Genomic DNA, 18,693 nt, shown 5'->3' with positions numbered 1-18,693 from the left:
CTGTGTGTGTCACTCAGATGAGTGATTGGGCTCTTTCCGGCTCTTTCGGGCGACAACTGCGGACATATGCTCCTGGCAAGAACGGAACCGGTGCTCGCGGCACTTCGAGCATCACGCCACTCGCAGGAGTCCCGCATGGTCAGTTCGCCCCACGAAGCGATGCATCGCATCTTCCAGGAGCACCCGGGCCTGTTCTCCCGGGTCTCGGAAGTGCTGGGGGTCACGATCGCCCCACCTGTCTCGGTCACCGTGATGCCTACCGACCTGACCGAAAACCGTCCACTCGAACGGCGTGTGGACACCCTGTTGCGCCTGGACACGGAGAACGATGAGCCGTTTCTCCTGGCCGTGGAAGCGCAAGGGAAGAAGGACGCGGACAAGCCGGCGAGCTGGGCTACTACTGTCCTACCTGTACACGAAATACCGGCTCCCGCCGCTGCTGCTGGTCGTCTGCCAGGACCGTGCTACCGCGGAATGGGCCTCCGGTCCGGTCTCCATCGGCCCCCGCCAGTGGCCCGCGCTCACCCTGCGCCCGCTCGTCGCCGGCCCGCACAACATGCCGGTGATCACCGATGTCGCGGAGGCCCGCAAGGACCTGGCGCTCACCACGCTGGCGGCGATCACCCATGCCGCCGATCCGGACATCGGTGCCATACTGAAAACGCTGTCCACCGCTCTGCGGGACGTACCGGAAACCATCGCCGATCCCCTTGTCGAACTCACCGCACAAGGCCTGGGCAACCGCCCGGCCGCACAACAGTGGAGGAACCTGGTGGCCGTGGACCTCTCTTTCTACAAGTCCTTCATGGCAGAGGAAATCCGGGACCAGGGCCGGACGGAAGGCATTGCGCAGGGCATTCTGCTCTTCCTCGCGCAAGCAGGCGTCGACGTGTCGGGCGAGGCGCGTGACCGGATCACCACCTGCGGCGATCTCGACACCCTGAACCGCTGGCTTCTGAGGGCACCCACCGCCCGGTCCACCGAGGACGTCTTCGCCGGGGAGTAGGCGGCTCCTCGACCGCAGCGACCTTCCCGAACGGTGCTTACGAACCGACGGTCACCGGTACCCCGTCGCGTCCGCCGGTTTCCCGGCGCCTTCGACCTCGACCAGATAACGCCAGCAGTCGGGGCGGGAACCGACGGCGGAGAGACCCAGGTCACACGCAGCCGTGTCACATCCCGTAGGAGCTGGTCCGTCGTAGGGGTGTAAGCAACGGCAACAGCTCAGGAGCTGACCATGAACGCTCGTCTCAACCTCTTCGGCAACAAGGCCGCCGCCTCCTTCCTGAAGCACATCAACTCCGCCGGGAAGGTGGTCACCGACTCGGGTCTGCCCGCCGCGACCCAGGAGCTGGTCAAGATCCGGGCCAGTCAGATCAACGGGTGCGGGTTCTGCACCGACATGCACACCAAGGAGGCCACGGCGGCGGGCGAGACGGCGCTCCGGCTCAACCTGATCGCCGTGTGGCGCGAGGCCACCGTCTTCACCGACGCCGAGCGTGCCGCCCTGGAGCTGGCGGAGCAGGGCACCCGCATCGCCGACGCCGCGGGTGGCGTACCGGACGACGTGTGGGCGAACGCGGCCGAGCACTTCGACGAGGACCAGCTCGTCGCGCTGGTGGCCCTGATCGCCGTGATCAACGCGTACAACCGCCTGAACGTCCTCGTCCAGCAGCCGGCGGGTGACTACCGGCCCGGCATGTTCGGCTGATTCCGGCCCCTCGCCACCGCGGCCGGGGCGCCCTCCCGGCCGTGGTCGGCACGGGCCGGAAACCATCAGGAATGCCGCGCACAAGTGCTCTCGCGTACCAGTCCGTACATACTGTTCCGGCCCTGAGACGCCCCCCACCGTTCGATTACAGTGCTTGCGCAGTCACCGACGGCGGGCCGGACGGAAGGGGCACGGTGAGCACTGGGACCACAGCTGTCTGGGGCCGTGCCCAGCAGCAGGACTTCCGCGGCCGGGTGAGGGGATCCCTGCTCGGCGGGGCCATCGGGGACGCGCTCGGGGCGGGTGTCTCGGGGCTCAGCCTGGAGGCGATACGCGCCGCCCACGGTGTGGACGGACTGGCCGACTTCGTCCCCGTGCACGGCAGACGGGGCGCGGTCACCGCCGTCACCCAGCTCACCCTCTTCACCGTGGACGGGCTCATCCGGGCTCAGGTCCGCCGTGACACCGGTGCCTGGCATCCGCCGACCGACGTGCACCGTGCCCATCTGCGCTGGGCGGCCACCCAGAGTGCCTGGGGGCCCGACGAACGCCGTAAGGACAACGGCTGGCTCGCCAGGGAGGAATGGCTGTACACCCGCCGTGCCCCCACCCGGGAGTGCCTGGTCGGCTTCGGTGACGCCACCATGGGCACGCTCGCCGTGCCCAAGAACCCCGCCGCGCGGGACTCGGCGGCGCTCACCCGCTCCGCGCCCTTCGGGCTGCTCGTCGGCTGGGACCCCCAGCTCGTCCTCCAGTTGGCCGTCGAGTGCGCCGCCCACACCCACGGCCACGCCACCGCTCAGCTCGCGGCCGGGGCCCTCGCCGTGATGGTGCACGGGCTGGCCCGGGGCGAGACCCTGGACGGCTCGGTGCAGCGCGCGCTCGCGCTGCTCGCCGAACGCCCGGGCAGCGAGCAGGTCGCCGAGGCGCTCCGGCAGGCACTCGGCTCCGTACGCCAGGGGATTCCCGGGCCGGCTCTCATCGAGGCGCTCGGGGACACCGACTCGGCGGAGGAGGTCCTCGCCGTGGCGCTGTACTGCGCACTGGTCGGCGAGGACGTACGCCACGGGCTGCGGCTCGCCGTGAACCACTCCGGGCCGTCGGCGGCCACAGGGGCCGTCTGCGGGGCCCTCCTCGGGGCGCTGCACGGCGAGACGGCGCTGCCGCCGGGGTGGCTGGCGGAGTTGGAGGGACGCTCGACCCTGCTGGAGCTCTCCGACGACTTCGCGATGGAGATGACCCAGGGGTCCGCCCTGCACAGCCCGACCGCCGTCGCCCCGGGCTGGCTGGCCCGCTATCCCCGGGACTGAGCGGGAGCGCCCGGGGAAGGCGGAGGCGGGTGGGCGCCGCCGCGCCCACCCGCCGTCCGTACGCCCCTGTGTGCGGGGCGGTCAGTCCTTCACCCCCTCCGGAACTCCGGTGCTCTCGGGGCCGGGGCGCTGACCGGGAACAGCTGCCGCAGACGCTCCGGGGCCACCGGCCTCCGTGTTGATCGTCTCGATCAAGGCGTCGCGCTCCGGGGTGTCCTCGGGTTTGATGAACCCGATGACGATGTAGAGCACCAGGGAGATCGCCAGTGGCAGGGCCACTTGGTACTGCAGCGCGACGTCCGTCCTCATCGAGCCGTCGAGGTTGTAGTTGGTGAAGAAGAAGGCGAGCAGACCGGCCGCCCAGCTGGCGAGTGCCGCCGTCGGTCCGGAGCGGCGGAACCTGCGCAGCAGGCCCAGCATGAACGGGATGGCGATCGGGCCCATCAGTCCGGCCACCCACTTGATGACGACCGAGATGATGTCCTTGAACGTCGGCGAGTTGATCTGGGTCGCCAGCGCCATGGACAGGCCGAGGAACGCCAGGGTGGACAGCCGCGCGGCCAGGAGTCCGCTGCGGTTGTTCCAGCTGCGGGCCGCCTTGGAGAGGACCGGCGCGATGTCCCGGGTGAAGACCGCCGAGATGGCGTTGGCGTCGGAGGAGCACATGGCCATCGTGTGCGAGAAGAAGCCGACGACGACCAGGCCCAGCAGCCCGTGGGGCATGAGCTGCTCGGTCATCAGGGCGTAGCTGTCCGACGCGTCGGGCTTCTCGGCCTTGACGAGCAGCGGGGCCACCCACATCGGGAAGAAGAGCACGACCGGCCAGACCAGCCACAGGGCGGCGGACAGGTAGGCCGAGCGGGTCGCGGAGCGTGCGGAGTCCGTGGCCATGTAGCGCTGGGCCTGGTTCCACATGCCGCCGTTGTACTCGAAGGTCTTGATGAAGAGGTAGGCCAGCAGGAAGGTCACCGTGTAGGGGCCGGCCGTCGGCTCCGTGTGACCCTCGGGCAGCTTGTCCCAGACAGTCCACAGTGCGCTGAAGCCGCCGAGCTTGCTCAGGACGATCACGAGCATGGCCACACCGGCGAAGAGCTGGATGATGAACTGGCCCAGCTCCGTGAGCGCGTCGGCCCACAGCCCGCCGACCGTGCAGTACACGGCCGTGACGATGCCGGTGATGAAGATGCCCTGGGTGAGCGTGGCGCCCGTGAAGACGGAGAGCAGCGTGGCGATGGCGGCCCACTTGGCACCGACGTCCACGATCTTCAGCAGCAGACCGGACCAGGCCAGGGCCTGCTGGGTCGGGACGTTGTAGCGGTTCTTCAGGTACTCCAGCGGCGAGGCGACGTGCAGTCGCGAGCGCAGCCGGTTGAGCCGGGGCGCGAAGAGCTTCGCGCCGATGCCGATGCCGATGGCGATCGGCAGCGACCAGGTCACGAAGGACGTGACGCCGTACTGGTACGCGATGCCGGCGTAGCCGGTGAACATCACCGCGCTGTACCCGGACATGTGGTGCGAGATGCCCGACAGCCACCACGGCATCTTGCCGCCGGCTGTGAAGAAGTCGCTGACGTTGTCCACGCGCTTGTGCGACCAGAGTCCGATCGCGACCATCACACCGAAGTATCCGATGAGCACGGCCCAGTCGAGACTGTTCATGTGCCCCCTCCAGGGGTCCGCCTTGTGAACGGGAACGCGCTTCGTCGGTACGGCCGTTCAGCGGGGCCCCGTGCGGGTACGGGACTTGGGGGATTGAACCGCCTGCCGGGTTCACGGTCAAGGTTTTCTCGATCAGAGATGTGAACACAGGTCAGTAAGTCGAACGATTTTACTTGTTCTTGACCTTGCTAGGCGTTGTCGTGAACGTGACCGCAGCCACACGATGAGCGAGCACTTCGTCAGGCTGGGCAGAGAACGGCTCAAGGCAGGAAGCCCGAGAACGCAGAACGACCGCACGGGATGCGGGTCCCGTGCGGCCGGAAAAGGGGGAAGTCGAACGACGCGATTCGTGTGCACTGACGGAGCCGTACGCGCTGTCGGTGCTGACTGCTGAGGTCATGTGGCGTGCGGGCGCGAGGTGTGCGGCACGTCGGACGGCTGCGCCGGGTCCGGCCGTGGGCCGAGCCCCCTCGGCCAGGACGGCGGACCAGTCGAGAGGGCTCCTGGCGGTCGTGCGCGATGACCGGACATGGTGCGGCGCGTGCGCGTCGACGTGACGGTCAGGCGGTGACCGAACCCGACGCGACGTCACGCACGAAGGTGTTCCACGCTCCGGACACGAAGGAGAGCGAAGGGCCCTCGGGCGCCTTCGAGTCCCGCACGGCGATGGCCTGCGTGACGGGCGACTTCACTTCGACGCACGCGCCGTTGCCGCCGGAGTACGACGACTTCGTCCAGTTATCCGTAGCACCCTGAAGAATGGCCATTTTCACTCCGGTTCAGAGAGTTGATGTGAGTGGCACCAACTTCGTTCCTGTTGGCGTGATCGACGCTACTCGCCAACGTGGCTTGTTGGTGAGGCCGTTCACTCGACCGGATGGCATATCCCATGCGGGTCTTCCGCTGCGAGGTGGCGGCGGTGTATCTTCCCGCCCCCACCTCGTCCACGAGCGGTGTCAGGGGGCGTAATCCTTGGCGATCTCGCTGATGAAGTGGCGGGTCTGGTCCACGTTCAACGCCTGGGCCCGCAGGTGCTCGTACATGACGCTGTAGCGCTGTACGTCGTTCGCCTTCTCCAGGTAGAGGTCGCTGGTGACCCCTTCGATGTAGACGACGCTGGAGTCCGCGGCGTCGGGAAATTCCAGGATGGCGTACTGACCGTTGATGCCGGGGTGCGCCCCCATGTCGAAGGGCAGTACCTGCACGGTCACATGAGGCAGCTGGGACTGTTCGACGAGGTGCTCGAGCTGTTCGATCATGACCTGGTTGCCGCCCACGCGCCGGCGCAGCGCGGACTCGTCGATGACGGCCCACAGGCGCAGCGGGTGCTCGGGAGCGTTCACGCGGTCCTGGCGGCGGGCCCGGACGTTCACCCGCTTCTCGATGTCGGACGGCGGCGCCTCGGGCAGTGCGCCGGTGATCAGGGCCTCCGAGTAACTCCGGGTCTGCAGCAGCCCTGGAACGACCTGGGGTTCGTACACCCGGAGGGACTCGGCGTCGGTTTCCAGCCCGATGTACACGCTGTACGGGATGTCGCCGAAGGCGTGCCACCAGCCCTGCTGGCGTGAGTCCTTCGCCATCTGCATCAGCGAGTCGACGACACGGTGGTCCTCGACCTCGTACACCCCGCAGAGATCGCGGACGTCGCGCTGGCTGATGGAGCGACGGCCGTTCTCCAGGCGGCTGATCTTCGACTGCGAGACCAGCAGGCGCTCCGCCACCTCTTCGGCCGTCATGCCCTTGATCTCGCGGAGGCGGCGCAATTCCTGACCCAACCGGCGTCGCCTGACGGTGGGATTGACGTTGGTCGGCACGGGAACGGCACCTCCGGCTATGCAGCTTTTGTAGCTGTGCGTATCTGCTGTTCAGCAGATTGCCACCCGGGCCCCCGGGCGCGCTGGGAAATGACCACACGCAATCACCGCACGCAAGAGCGCGGGGCAGCCGGTGGATCCGGCTGCCCCGCGCTTGGTGCGGCTCCCGAACCGGGTCATGGGGACGTCGGTGCGGCGGTATTCGGTGCTCCGCGCAAGTGACCGCGCGGTCGTGCTGTCAGTGGACGGAGGTGTGCGCCATGCTGCCGCGACGCGTCTGTGCTTGCGGCTGCAACGGCACGCTCGCCGTCTGCTGGTTACGGCGTGGCTGGACGGCCACACCGTTCTGGACGTCCATCACGGCATGCGCCACGAGACCGCCCATCGGGTCGTGTCTGATCAGGTCCCGGAGCCGGGAGCGCGATGAGCGCCCCTCGTTCCCGGGGTACAGGTGCTTGCCGAGTCCGACCGCGTGGGCCAGTGCGGCGAGCGCCGCGGTCCGCGGGTCCGGCGGTACGCCGGTGCGGATCGCACTGTCCAGCCGGGTTCTGATGTCCCGGCTGATTGCCGTGTCCGTCGCCTGGTAGCGAGTCGTCGGCAGCACCCCGCACATCTGGCCCGCCACGGCGTGAACCATGCCGCACCGCTCCAGATGAGCGAGATAGATCTGGCGAAGTCCCAATCGGGGCCCGCCGATCCAGTGGACCGCCCGAACCGGACTGCCACGACGGCGCAGCAGTTCCAGTGCGGAGTCCAGAGTCGGATCTCCTGTCGGCCGTGGCATCACCACGGCGATACGATCCCCGTCAGGGGCTATCCGTCCTGCCAGAGCCAGCTCTACTAGCTGTGCCCCGGCCAGGCCGAGGTCGAGCGACTGCGGCTGCGCTGTGGTACCCGTGGTCGGGTCCAGAGCGAGCAGCAGAAGCTCCTCCGGAATTGTTCTGCGGCTCCTGCCCATCCATGCCTCCCCGCGTGGATGAGTGACAGGGTGACCCCTCTCACATTGGTCTGTCGAGAGTGCCTGGGTGCTTTGTGAGGGAACCGTTAGGTATGTCGTTCTCGTCTAGCGGCTCGGACAAGGGTTCACACAGGACACTGGTAGACGGTTCGGGCAGTGCGGGGCGTGCCCCGCAGCGCAACAAGGAGGTATCGGTGGCGGGCGAGTCCCCCGACAAATCGGATCAGCGGAAGCCGTCAGGGACGGCTGAGGAACGCGATCCGCGTTTCGCCGTGTTCCGTGAACCGTCCGCCGCGGCGGACGCGCATACGGCGGGCGGGACCACGGACACCACGCCGGACGGTGGGACCGACAGCGAGACGGCGGTCTTCCGCGTGCCGCCCTCGGTGACGGCCGACGCGTCCGAGGACGCCTCCGGCGTCTCCAAATCTCCTTCGGGCGGCTCCGCGGACGCTTCGGGCGCCCCTGAGGACGCTTCGGGCGCCTCCGGCGCACCCGAGGGCGGCTCGGGCGCCTCCCGTGCCTCGAAGGGCTCGGAGGGCCCCGCAGGGGCGTCTGAGCCCCGCGAGGAGGCCGGGGAGGCGGACGCGGAGGCGGACGCCGAGCCCGACGCGGGCCCGGCTGCCGAGACCGACGAGCGCCCGCAGGCCGCTGCGGACTCGGAGCCGGAGGTCGGCCAGGGCTCCGATTCCGGCCCTGACTCCGGCTCCGAAGCCGGCGACGGCTCCGGTCTGGACTCCGCGGCGAGCCCGACGGACACGCGACTGCGTGCCGCCGTCGCGGCATGGGTGGAGACCGGTTCCGATGACGAAGACACAGGTCAGGACGGTGCGGCCGAGAGTGCGGACAAGTCGTCGGTGAGCGACGGCGACACGTCCGAAGACGGCGGTGACGGCCCGGCCGCATCCGAAGACGAGACGGAGAGCGCCGACGGCAAGGCGTCGGACGGCGCCGATACGGCCTCGTCCGATGGCGCTCCGGCGGCTGAGGGCGGCGCACCGGCGACCGACGGCGACACCGACGAGCCAGCGGGCACCGAAGCCGAAGCCGAAGCACCGGCCGTCAGGGCCTCCGAGGACGCTCCCCGTGTCCCGAGGACCCGCGAGGAGACCGCCCCGGCGGAGGAGACGGTCTCTGCGGCCGACGGCCGAGGAATCGATCACCCGACCGCCGTCTTCAAGGCTCCTCGCGCGGAACGCGTCGACCAGCCGACGACCGCGCTGAAGCTCCCGCCGAAGGCGAAGGAGAGCGGGGAGGACGGGCGGAAGCCCGCCTCCTGGGCCGCCAAGCCCTCCGGAACCTCCGGGGCACCCGAGGCGCCCGAGACCCCTTCCGAGCGGACCAGCAAGTTCGTGCCGCTGCGCGCGGACGACGTGCGCCCCGCCGCCGTGGTCGGTCCCACGGTCACCCCGGACGTCGCGGCAGGGTCCGGTACGCCCGCGAGCCCCGGGGCCGGTTTCGCCGAGGCCGAGCGGACCAGGCAGCAGCCCATGCCGCCCCGGCCGCCGCTCGACCTCCTCGCCGAGCTGACGAACACCCCGCCGCCCCCGGAGACCCCGGTCCGCACGGCGGTCAGGCGGGTCAAGATCTGGACCCCGCTGGTACTCCTCCTCCTGATCGTCTTTGCGATCGCACAGGCGATGCGCCCGCTTCCGGAGCCGTCCCTCGAACTGACGACGAAGCAGACGTACGACTTCGAGGGAGGCAAGCCCTCCCTGCCGTGGCCGGACGAGGGTCAGGGCTTCATGGCGGCCACGGGTCTCGGCACGGTCGACTCGTTCGGTGAGCAGAAGGCCGTGCCGATCGGCAGTGTGGCCAAGGCGATGACCGCCTACGTCGTGCTCAAGGGCCACCCGTTGAAGAAGGGGGCGGACGGGCCTGCCGTGAAGATCGACGCCAAGGCGGAGGCCGAGGGCAAGCTGGACTCGGTGGGTGAGTCGACCCTGAACACGATCAAGGCCGGTGACACGCTCACGGAGCGGGAGGCCATCTCGGCCATCATGATCCCGTCGGCGAACAACATCGCCAGGCTGCTCGCCCGCTGGGACGCGGGTTCCGAGGAGGCGTTCGTCAAGAAGATGAACGACACCGCCAAGGAACTCGGTATGACGAAGACCACCTACACCGACCCGTCCGGGCTGAACGCGACCACGGTGAGCTCCGCCGAGGACCAGGTGAAGCTGGGCGAGAAGCTGGTCGAGATCCCGGCCCTGATGGACATCACCAAGCTGCCGTCCTGGACGGACCCGTCGGGGCACACCCACCGGAACTACAACACCCTCGTTCCCTACGACGGCGCGCTCGGCATCAAGACGGGCTCCACCACGAAGGCCGGTGGCAACCTGCTCTTCGCGGCGCACAAGATGGTCGGAGACACCGACCAGCTCATCGTCGGTGCGATCCTGGGGCAGCACAAGCCGCCGATCATCGACACGGTCAACGCGGTGAGCAAGAAGGCCGTGACCGCCACGCAGGACCTGCTGGAGAGCCGGACCGTCGTGAAGAAGGGGCAGGTCGTCGGCGTCGTGGACGACGGCTTCGGGCACACCACCGACGTCGTGGTGGCCGAGGACGTGAAGGCGGTCGGCTGGCCCGGCCTCACGGTCAAGCTCGAACTGACCGACGACGGCAAGACGCTCCCGAACGCGGCGGCGGCCGGCACGAGGGTCGGAACGATGACCGTCGGTGAGGGCGCGAGCCAGGTGGAGGTCGCGGTCACCCTGGGCAGCGCGTTGGCCGAACCGTCCTTCGGGGACAAGCTCACCCGCATCACCTGACCGGTCCGGCCCCTGTCCCCGCCCCCGCGGGTGACAGGGGCCGTCGGCCGATAGGGCAGCGCGGCGAAAATGCTGCGTGCTAGCGTCCCGAAGGGCAGCGGACGGGCGTGGGGACGCGCCCCTCCGAGTACGGATGGGCCCGTGCGGTACATGGACGGTTCGGCAGGCCCGGGCGAGGACGGGGAGAGTCGCAGTGACCACCGCTGAGCCGACACGGGCGGACACAGACCCGGTTGCCGAACGCGTTACCGTCCGGATCCCCGCCCAGGCCGGCGGGGACAACCGCGGCGCCGACGGTTCGATACGGAGCCGTCTGCGACGTCACCCGGTCCTCGTCACGACCGTGGTCGCCGCGGCCGCGCACCTGCTCTGGTTCTTCTTCTTCGCCAACAGCGGCGGCGACATCGCAGCCCAGGACGCCTGGGCCGAGTTCGTCGGCCGGCACCCCGGTACGGCGTACAACCTGGCCTGGTACGGGGGCATGCACCCCGTCTCGTACAGCGTGGTGTCGCCCTATCTGATGTCGGTGCTCGGCGTCCGCACGACGATGATGGTCGCCGGCACGGTCTCCTCCGCGCTCACCGCCCTGATCCTGGTGCGGGTACCCGCCGTCCGTAACCCTCTCGCCTGTGCGTTCGCCGGCGTGTTCGCGTATCTGTGCAACGCCCTGTCCGGCCGGGTGACGTTCGGGCTCGGCATGATGTTCGCGCTCGGAGCCGTCGCCGCCGTCTTCTGCTGGCCGCACCGCTGGCGCTACAGGCGCTGGGCGAAGGCCGTGGTCGCCGCACCGCTGGCCGGACTCGCGACGGCGGGCAGCCCGGTCGCAGGGCTCTTCCTCGGTGTGGTCGCAGCGGCGCTGTTCCTGAACAAGCGACGTCCCGGTGCGTACGCGATCGGCCTGCCGCCCGTCGCGGTGGTGGGCCTGTCCTCGTGGTGGTTCCCCTTCTCCGGCACACAGCCGATGTCGTTGGGGACCCTGTCGCTGCCGTTCCTCTTCGCCGTCCTGGTCTTCTTCCTCGTACCCCCGTCCTGGCACACCGTGCGCACGGCCGCCGCCGTCTACGGGGTGGGGACGCTCCTCACGTACGTCATCGACTCGCAGATCGGGTCGAACGTGTCGCGCATGGCGATGCTGTTCGCCGGCGTCGCGCTGCTCGCCGCCCTCCCGTACACGGCGCCGCGCACCCGCCGCTGGTACGCCCTGGTCATCGCCTTCGCCGGGCTGAACTTCTGGATCGGTTTCAAGGGCGTCGACGACATCGTCCGCACCGCCCCCACCGCGTCCTGGAACCGTGAACTGGCCCCGCTGGTCAACCAGCTCCAGAAGGCAGGGGCGGAGCGGGGCCGGGTCGAGGTGGTGCCCGCCAGCAGCCACCGTGAGGCCTCCGCGCTCGCGCCGTACGTGAACCTGGCCCGCGGCTGGAACCGGCAGGCCGACATGAAGCGCAACCCGCTCTTCTACGACGACACCCTCGACACCGTGAACTACCGCGAGTGGCTGGACCGCTGGGCCGTGCACTACGTGGTGCTGCCGACCGGGAAGCCGGACTCCGGGGGCGAGCAGGAGGCGGCGCTCGTCGAGAAGGGGCTGCCCTATCTCGAGGCGGTCTGGAGCGACGCCAACTGGAAGCTGTTCCGGGTCCTGGACCCGGTTCCGCTCGCGGATCCGCCCGCGACGGTGGAGAAGGCCGGTGACAACGAGCTCACCATCCACGTGCGGTCGGCGGGCCGTGTCCTGATCCGGATCCCGTACTCCCGTTGGCTCGCCGTCGTGGACGGCGAGGGCAAGGGCGTGGAGCGGCCGCAGGAGACGGAGGCGTCCAAGCTGCGCTCGGCGGAGGACGAGAGCGTTCCGAAGGACTTCACCAACGCCCACGGCTGCCTGATCAGGGTGGAGGAGGACGGCGACGGCGACGAGTGGACCGAGCTCCTCGCGCCCCGCCCGGGTGTCTACCGCCTGGCGGCGCCGTACCAACTGCAGCCGGGTACCCCGTGCCCCGAGGAGCTGAGCCCGTAGGACGGGAAGGCTCCCTCGGCGGGGCGGCAGGCGGCGGGGCGCCGGAACGTGTCCTGCCGCCGGCTCACCGGACGAACGCGCCGTCCCGTTCCGCGAGCTGTGCGGCGGGGCCGGCGGCCCTGAGCACCACATCCAGCGCGCGGTCCGGGTCGGAGCCGTAGCAGCCGCTGGCCCAGGCGGCGTTGGCCTCGATGACCGCCCACTGCCGGTCATCGGTGCGCCCTACGTCCACGACGATCGCGGACGGCAGCGTGTGCCCGGCGGCGGCGAGCAGATCCGTACCGAACGTGTGCGCCGCGGCGGTGAGCGGAGCCATGTGCAGCCGCCCTGACACGGCGTACCGGCTGCCGGTGACGACCTGCCCGTCGAGCAGGTACAGCCGGTACTCCTCATCGAACCGGACGACATCGCTCACCAGCACCACCGTCCCCGGATCCACCGCGTCCGGCCCGGGCAGCCGGGAGCCGTCCGTGTAGACGAGGGCCGGAATGCCCCTGTCGTTGGGTGACTTGACGAAGGCGGGGCGGCGCAGCCCGTACGCCTCGCGGAGGGGCATCGCGCGGATCTCACGCCGGACGAACGCGGCGGGCAGCCGGGCCAGCCAGTCCGCGGGGGCTTCGAGAGGTGCGATGCCCAGCACGGGGGCCACGGCGTCGGCGAAGGAAGGTCCGGCGTGCAGGTGGGCGCTCCCGCCGCGCAGCTCCTCGGGCACCGTGCGATCCGGCAACTGCACGGTTCGCAGGCCCCGCCGCCGTGCGGTGTCGCGGAGGGTCCGGGCTGAGGCGGTGAGGCGCGGCGGGAGAACAAGGGGCATGGCGCGCATCCTGCCGCAGCGGACGGGGCGCGGCCCATCGGATTTCGCCGGACGACCCGTCGGGCCCGGGAGCGGTGGTTCAGGACCCGCAGCCGCCGCCCACCGTGCCCTCGGCGGTCGTGACCGGCAGGGCGGCGCCGACGCCGAGCGGGACGGGAACGGGTGCCGGAGCGCAGCAGCCGCCTTCGTCGGGCCGGCTTGCGGCCGCCGGGTCGTCGAAGAGGCCGGCGCCGCCGCAGACTCCGGTCTCGGGGAGGGTGAGTTCGACGCGGTCGGCCGCCTCGGTGTCCCCCGCGAGGGCGGCGGTGACGGAGCGGACCTGCTCGTAGCCCGTCATGGCGAGGAAGGTCGGGGCGCGGCCGTAGGACTTCATGCCGACCAGGTAGAAGTCCTTCTCGGGGTGCGACAGTTCGCGGTGGCCGTGCGGGTAGACGGTGCCGCAGGAGTGCTGGTTGGGGTCGATGAGCGGGGCGAGCTCCACCGGTGCCTGCAGGCGCTCGTCCAGCGCGAGGCGGAGCTCGGTCAGGAAGGTCGGATCGGGGCGCATACCGGTCAGGACGATGAGCTCGTCCACCGGGTCGAGGCGTCGGCCGCCCTCGCCGACCAGGACCAGGCGGCCATCGGCGGTGCGCTCGACGGCCTCGGCGCGGAAGCCGGTGACGGCATCGGCGTACCCCTGGTCGACGGCTGCCCGGGCGGCCAGGCCCAGGGCGCCGCGGGCGGGGAGCTGGTCGGCGGAGCCACCACCGAAGGTGGACCCGCTGATGCCGCGCCGCAGGATCCACACCGCGTGCGTACCGGGTGCGTCCTTCGCCACGTCGGCGAGGGTGGCCAGGGCGGTGAACGCGGAGGCGCCGGAGCCGATGACGGCGGTGCGCCGGCCCGCGTAACGGGCGCGTACGGCCGGGTCCTCGAGGTCGGGGACGCGGTAGGAGACGCGGGCGGACGCGGCGTGCTCACCCAGGGCGGGGAGCCCGTCGGCGCCGATGGGGCCGGGGGTGGACCAGGTGCCGGACGCGTCGATCACGGCGCGGCCCAGGATGCGCTCCTCGGTGCCGTCGGCGCGCGTGACGCGGACGGTGAAGGGCTGCCGGTCCCGGTCGGCGTCGACGATCCGGTCGCGGCCCAGGCGGGAGACGCCTGTGACGGTGGCGCCGTAGCGGACCTTGTCCCCGAGGAGATCGGCGAGGGGCTGGAGGTACTGCCCGGCCCAGTCCCCTCCCGTCGGGTAGGTGCTCGCGTCGGGCCTGGTCCAGCCGGTCGGCGCGAGGAGTCTCTCCGCCGCCGGGTCGGTCAGTTCGCCCCAGGTGGAGAACATCCGCACGTGCGACCAGTCGCGCACGGCGGTGGCGGCTGTCGGTCCGGCCTCCAGGACCAGCGGTTCGATGCCGTGCTCGACCAGGTGGGCGGCGGCCGCCAGCCCGGCGGGGCCGGCGCCGATGACGACGACAGGAAGATCTGCGATGGTGGTCATGGCGGTGATGTCCTCCGGGACGGGCGACCGCTCGGGCCGCTGTATCGATCGCTGTCTATATGTGAAGGTTGGCACTCGATATAGATGAGTGTCAACATAGACGCATGTCGAATTCAGAGGCTGTCGAGCTGCCGGTCCTGGACGCCGGAGCGGTGGTCCCCTGCTGCCCGCCGATCACGGCCGGGGAGCTGTCGCAGGGCGATGCGGAGAGGATGGCCGTGATGTTCAAGGCGCTGTCCGACCCGGTGCGGCTGCGCCTGTTCTCCAAGGTCGCCTCCCACCCGGGCGGCGAGGCGTGCGTGTGCGACATCTCCGATGTCGGCGTCTCCCAGCCGACCGTCTCCCACCACCTGAAGAAGCTGCGCGAAGCCGGTCTGCTGACCTCCGAGCGGCGGGGGACCTGGGTGTACTACCAGGTCGCCCCGTCCGTCGTGGCGGCGATGTCCGCCCTGCTCGACCTGCGCGGCTGAGTGCCGCGTCAGGCTTCACCTCCCGGGGTGGTGAGGGCTGCCGGGCCGAACCTCTTGCGCCAGGCCAGCGCGACGTACACCAGCCCGATCAGGACGGGGACCTCGATGAGTGGGCCGACCACACCGGAGAGGGCCTGGCCCGAGGTGACGCCGAAGGTGGCGATGGCGACGGCGATGGCGAGCTCGAAGTTGTTGCCCGCGGCGGTGAAGGCCAGGGTCGTGGTGCGGTCGTAGGCCAGTCCCAGGGCCTTGCCGAGGAGGAAGGCGCCGAAGAACATGATCGCGAAGTAGGCGAGCAGCGGCAGTGCGATGCGTACGACGTCCATCGGCTGCGAGGTGATCGTCTTCCCCTGGAGCGCGAAGAGGATGACGATCGTGAAGAGCAGGCCGTACAGGGCCCAGGGGCCGATCCTCGGCAGGAACGCCGACTCGTAGGACCGGCGCCCCATCCTCTTCTCGCCGATGCGGCGGGTCAGGTATCCGGCGAGCAGCGGGATGCCGAGGAAGACGACGACGTTCAGCGCGATGTGCCACACGGGCACGTCGAGACCCTGCCCGTCGCCCAGGCCCAGCCACCGGGGCAGCAGATCGAGGTAGAACCAGCCCAGTACGCCGAAGGCGATGACCTGGAACACGGAGTTGAGCGCGACGAGCACGGCCGCGGCCTCACGGTCGCCACAGGCCAGGTCGTTCCAGATGATGACCATCGCGATGCACCGGGCCAGTCCGACGATGATCAGACCGGTGCGGTACTCGGGCAGGTCGGGCAGGAAGATCCACGCGAGGGCGAACATGACCGCGGGGCCGACGATCCAGTTGATGACCAGCGAGGACACCAGGAGCTTGCGGTCGCCGGTGACGGTGTCCAGCCGGTCGTACCGGACCTTGGCCAGCACCGGGTACATCATGACCAGCAGGCCGAGTGCGATCGGCAGGGAGATGCCGCCGACCTCGATCCTGGCCAGTGTGTCGTTCATCCCGGGGACCAGCCGGCCCAGTCCCAGGCCGACGGCCATGGCGAGCAGGATCCACACCGCGAGATAGCGGTCGAGGGTGGAGAGCTTCTTGACGATCGAGTCGTCCCCGGCCTGACCGGCGGTGGTGGTGGTGGGGGTCGTCGTGGTGCGCTCGGTGGTCACGGGCAGGCCCTCTTGTTCCCGGCGGCGGTACGGGCGGAGTCGGCCAGCGCCGCGAACTGCTCGGAGAGGCCGGCGAGGACCTCGGGGCGCAGCCTGTAATAGGTGAAGCGGCCGCACGGCTCGGTCTCGACCACACCGGCCTCGCGCAGGACCTTCATGTGGTTGGAGAGGTTGGTCTGCTTCGCTCCGGTCTCCTCGACCAGGTGGGTCGTGCAGAGGGTCTCGCGCGCCAGCAGGGTCACGATCCGCAGGCGGAGCGGATCGCCCAGTACCCGGATCAGGTCAGGATCGACTGAAGTCAGCATGCGCTGATACTGTCACATCATCGTCCGCTGATACCAGCGGGAGCTGAAGTCATCGGCGGTTGGTGCCGCCGTGCGACGAGAGAGAACGATCACCGTGGCCGAGACCTCCGGCAAGCCGTCCGTCCTGTTCGTCTGCGTCCACAACGCGGGCCGCTCCCAGATGGCGGCCGCCTGGCTGACGCACCTCGCCGGGGACCGCGTCGAGGTCCGTTCCGCCGGCTCGAACCCCGGTACCTCCGTCAACCCCGCCGCCGTCGAGGCGATGGCGGAGGCCGGCATCGACATCTCCGCCGAGACCCCGAAGATCCTCACCGTCGACGCCGTCCGCGAGTCCGACGTGTGCGTCACGATGGGCTGCGGCGACACGTGCCCCGTCTTCCCCGGCAAGCGCTACCTCGACTGGAAGCTGGACGACCCGGCGGGCCAGGGCGTGGAAGCCGTCCGCACCGTCCGCGACGAGATCCGGATTCTGGTGGAGGGCCTGATCGAGGAGATCGCTCCGGAGCCGACGGTGTGAGCGGGCGCTGAGGACGCTGTCGGCAGAGCCGGTCCCACACGGCCTCGGCCTGTGCCGGGCCGACGTGCCTCTCCCCCTCTCCGTACTTCGCAGGTCGCATGAGGAGGAGGGGACTCCGCCCCTGGGGTGATGCGGCCTCCGCTCCGGCCGGGGGAGGCTGCACAGCAGGACCGGAAGGAAAGGGAGGCCGCATGAACGCGATCATGGAGTCCGACTGGAACGTCGTGGGAATCCTGGGGGCCGCCCGGGGCGCGCAGGGTGCGGCCGACGGGGATGCCATCGGTACCGAACACCTGCTCGCCGGCATCGTGACGGCCAAGGGAGCCGCGCCCGAAGCGCTCGCCGGGGCGGGGGCGACCAAGACGGTGCTGGTGGCGGTGTTGCGGGACAGGACGGACCGGGACTCCGCGTGGGGCGGCACCGACGACAACGAAGGAAGCGTCGCCGCGAAGGACGTGCTGGGGGAGGACGGCGACGAGCGCGGCCGTTTCACGGGCGCCGCGGCCAGGGCCCTGACCGCGGCGATGGGGCAGGCCCGACAGGAGGGTGCGGCGAAGTTCGGCGCCGTTCACCTGCTGCGCGGGTTGCTGGCGGAGGACAACCGCGCGGTGGAGACGCTGGGCACCTGCGGTATCTCACCACGGGCCGTACTCGCCCGCCTCGAAGGCGACACCGGAGCGGAGGGCGAGGAGGACGGTCTCTTTCCCCTGCTGCACCCCACCCGCGAGGTACTCCTCGGCCGAAGCCAGTATCGCCAGATGCCCTTCTGGAAGCGGTGGCTGGTCAAGAGGATGGGGATCAACTGGGCGTCGCATCCCGCCTGGTGGGTCAGGATGGAGACCTACGAGCAGGCGCGCCGCCTCGGCGACCGCGCGGTGGGCAGCGAACATGTGCTGCTGGCCATCCTGGCCACCCATGAGGTCGCGCTCCGTTACCCGCACCTGCTGCGGCAGGGCGCTCCCGCTCCCGACACCCGGTACGAGGGCGGCGAGCGGCTGGCCCGTCTGGGCATCGACTACGCCTCGGTGCGCACCGAGCTGACCGGTGGCCGCGTCCGCCTGGCGGCTGATGCCCGGCCCGTCGAGCAGTACGTCGATGAGACGGCAGGACCGGGCGGGGCGCCTGCGGCCGGCGCCGGCAGCGAGTCGAGGACCGACCCGGGCACCGGCCCGCTGGTGGAGATCCTCCTGGGAGAGGAGACCCGCGCCCGTCGGCTGATCGACGCGATGACCACCGGTCCCCGGGGCTGACCGGGTCGGTGGGTACGGGCGGAAGCCGGCGGCTGCCACGTCCTGAGCCGCTGGAGTGACCACTGGTCGACGTAGGATCGGATGCCGATATCGGTTCCGTCACTGCCGGAGGTACCCAGGTGCGCGAGTTCCAGCGGGGTGCGGTGCGGCTGCACATCCTGCACCACGCCGCCGAGGAGGAGATCCACGGAGCCTGGATGACCGAGGAACTGGCCCGACACGGCTACCGGATCAGCCCCGGCACCTTGTACCCGACCTTGCACCGGCTGGAGGCGGACGGGCTCCTGGTCTCCGAGCAGCGGGTGGTGGACGGCCGCACCCGGCGGGTCTACGCGGCCACCGAGGCCGGGAAGGAAGCTCTGGCGGAGGACCGCAGGGCGCTCAAGGAGCTCGCCCGTGAGGTGCTCGGCGACGAAGCACGGTAGAGAGACGGCCGGTCGGCGCGCACTCCGGACGACGCCTCCACTCGGGACGACGC

16 protein-coding genes and 2 pseudogenes are annotated in these 18,693 nt (G+C 70.2%); 9 read left to right on the top strand and 9 right to left on the bottom strand.

The genetic code is table 11. The annotated features are described in order from the left end of the window. The first annotated feature begins 135 nt into the window (after nt 1–135). A pseudogene (locus tag ABT001_RS01175) lies at nt 136–1,006 on the top strand (hypothetical protein). A gap of 51 nt (nt 1,007–1,057) precedes the next feature. On the opposite strand, the pseudogene ABT001_RS01170 reads toward ABT001_RS01175, so the two are convergent. Further along, nucleotides 1,058–1,138: pseudogene (locus tag ABT001_RS01170) on the bottom strand (dehydrogenase); the annotation flags it as partial. A 99-nt stretch (nt 1,139–1,237) separates the two neighbouring features. On the opposite strand from ABT001_RS01170, the gene ABT001_RS01165 reads away from it, so the two are divergent. Together ABT001_RS01165 and ABT001_RS01160 are read left to right on the top strand one after the other, a co-directional pair. Then, nucleotides 1,238–1,711, top strand: a complete 474-nt coding sequence (locus tag ABT001_RS01165) for a carboxymuconolactone decarboxylase family protein (protein ID WP_351270452.1) — start codon at nt 1,238–1,240, stop codon at nt 1,709–1,711. A gap of 194 nt (nt 1,712–1,905) precedes the next feature. Beyond that, nucleotides 1,906–3,021, top strand: coding sequence for an ADP-ribosylglycohydrolase family protein (locus tag ABT001_RS01160; protein ID WP_351270449.1), 1,116 nt, complete (start codon nt 1,906–1,908; stop codon nt 3,019–3,021). Nucleotides 3,022–3,102: 81 nt separating this feature from the next. On the opposite strand, the gene ABT001_RS01155 is transcribed toward ABT001_RS01160, so the two are convergent. The 4 genes from ABT001_RS01155 to ABT001_RS01140 form a co-directional block, all read right to left on the bottom strand. After that, nucleotides 3,103–4,680, bottom strand: a complete 1,578-nt coding sequence (locus ABT001_RS01155) for a sodium:solute symporter family protein (protein WP_351270447.1) — start codon at nt 4,678–4,680, stop codon at nt 3,103–3,105. Nucleotides 4,681–5,240: 560 nt separating this feature from the next. Continuing rightward, nucleotides 5,241–5,447, bottom strand: a complete 207-nt coding sequence (locus tag ABT001_RS01150) for a DUF397 domain-containing protein (protein WP_351270444.1) — start codon at nt 5,445–5,447, stop codon at nt 5,241–5,243. Between the two features lie 189 nt (nt 5,448–5,636). Next, the gene (locus tag ABT001_RS01145; protein WP_351270441.1) at nt 5,637–6,494 is read right to left on the bottom strand and encodes a helix-turn-helix domain-containing protein; all 858 of its coding nucleotides are present in this window, start codon (nt 6,492–6,494) and stop codon (nt 5,637–5,639) included. Nucleotides 6,495–6,732: 238 nt separating this feature from the next. Beyond that, nucleotides 6,733–7,452, bottom strand: a complete 720-nt coding sequence (locus ABT001_RS01140; RefSeq protein WP_351270438.1) for a GOLPH3/VPS74 family protein — start codon at nt 7,450–7,452, stop codon at nt 6,733–6,735. 194 nt (nt 7,453–7,646) lie between these two features. Between ABT001_RS01140 and ABT001_RS01135 the strand changes: the two genes are divergently transcribed. Both ABT001_RS01135 and ABT001_RS01130 read left to right on the top strand, forming a co-directional pair. Next, nucleotides 7,647–10,229 carry a D-alanyl-D-alanine carboxypeptidase gene (locus ABT001_RS01135; protein ID WP_351270435.1) on the top strand — a complete coding sequence of 861 codons (2,583 nt, stop codon included), beginning with the start codon at nt 7,647–7,649 and terminating at the stop codon, nt 10,227–10,229. Between the two features lie 193 nt (nt 10,230–10,422). After that, nucleotides 10,423–12,246 (top strand): DUF8823 domain-containing protein, encoded by a 1,824-nt coding sequence (locus ABT001_RS01130; protein ID WP_351270433.1) that lies wholly within the window; start codon nt 10,423–10,425, stop codon nt 12,244–12,246. Between the two features lie 64 nt (nt 12,247–12,310). Here the strand turns inward: ABT001_RS01130 and ABT001_RS01125 are convergent, their stop codons facing one another. Continuing rightward, entirely contained in the window at nt 12,311–13,060 is a 750-nt protein-coding gene (locus ABT001_RS01125) for an ATP-grasp domain-containing protein (RefSeq protein ID WP_351270431.1), read from the bottom strand. Between the two features lie 79 nt (nt 13,061–13,139). After that, nucleotides 13,140–14,534 (bottom strand): FAD-dependent oxidoreductase, encoded by a 1,395-nt coding sequence (locus ABT001_RS01120; RefSeq protein WP_351270428.1) that lies wholly within the window; start codon nt 14,532–14,534, stop codon nt 13,140–13,142. A gap of 104 nt (nt 14,535–14,638) precedes the next feature. On the opposite strand from ABT001_RS01120, the gene ABT001_RS01115 reads away from it, so the two are divergent. Further along, nucleotides 14,639–15,004 carry an ArsR/SmtB family transcription factor gene (locus tag ABT001_RS01115; protein WP_351270425.1) on the top strand — a complete coding sequence of 122 codons (366 nt, stop codon included), beginning with the start codon at nt 14,639–14,641 and terminating at the stop codon, nt 15,002–15,004. Between the two features lie 8 nt (nt 15,005–15,012). On the opposite strand, the gene arsB is transcribed toward ABT001_RS01115, so the two are convergent. Then, nucleotides 15,013–16,143, bottom strand: a complete 1,131-nt coding sequence (gene arsB / locus ABT001_RS01110; protein ID WP_351270422.1) for an ACR3 family arsenite efflux transporter — start codon at nt 16,141–16,143, stop codon at nt 15,013–15,015. Continuing rightward, the gene (locus tag ABT001_RS01105; protein ID WP_351270419.1) at nt 16,140–16,448 is read right to left on the bottom strand and encodes an ArsR/SmtB family transcription factor; all 309 of its coding nucleotides are present in this window, start codon (nt 16,446–16,448) and stop codon (nt 16,140–16,142) included. The genes arsB and ABT001_RS01105 overlap by 4 nt, the downstream gene beginning before the upstream one ends. A gap of 94 nt (nt 16,449–16,542) precedes the next feature. Here ABT001_RS01105 and ABT001_RS01100 point away from each other — a divergent pair, with 94 nt between their 5' ends. The 3 genes from ABT001_RS01100 to ABT001_RS01090 all read left to right on the top strand — a co-directional run bounded on the left by ABT001_RS01100 (nt 16,543) and on the right by ABT001_RS01090 (nt 18,640). Then, nucleotides 16,543–16,965: an arsenate reductase ArsC gene (locus ABT001_RS01100; protein WP_502967397.1), complete on the top strand. Its 423-nt coding sequence runs from the start codon at nt 16,543–16,545 to the stop codon at nt 16,963–16,965. Nucleotides 16,966–17,156: 191 nt separating this feature from the next. Then, nucleotides 17,157–18,215, top strand: a complete 1,059-nt coding sequence (locus ABT001_RS01095) for a Clp protease N-terminal domain-containing protein (protein WP_351270414.1) — start codon at nt 17,157–17,159, stop codon at nt 18,213–18,215. A gap of 119 nt (nt 18,216–18,334) precedes the next feature. Then, nucleotides 18,335–18,640 carry an Rv3488 family transcriptional regulator gene (locus tag ABT001_RS01090; protein WP_351270412.1) on the top strand — a complete coding sequence of 102 codons (306 nt, stop codon included), beginning with the start codon at nt 18,335–18,337 and terminating at the stop codon, nt 18,638–18,640. Nucleotides 18,641–18,693 lie beyond the last annotated feature (53 nt).

It is taken from the genome of Streptomyces sp. NPDC002793 (assembly GCF_040295485.1).
Classification (GTDB): domain Bacteria; phylum Actinomycetota; class Actinomycetes; order Streptomycetales; family Streptomycetaceae; genus Streptomyces.
The sequence above is the reverse complement of the archived record's forward strand: the minus strand, read 5'-3'. Positions and strand labels throughout refer to the sequence as shown.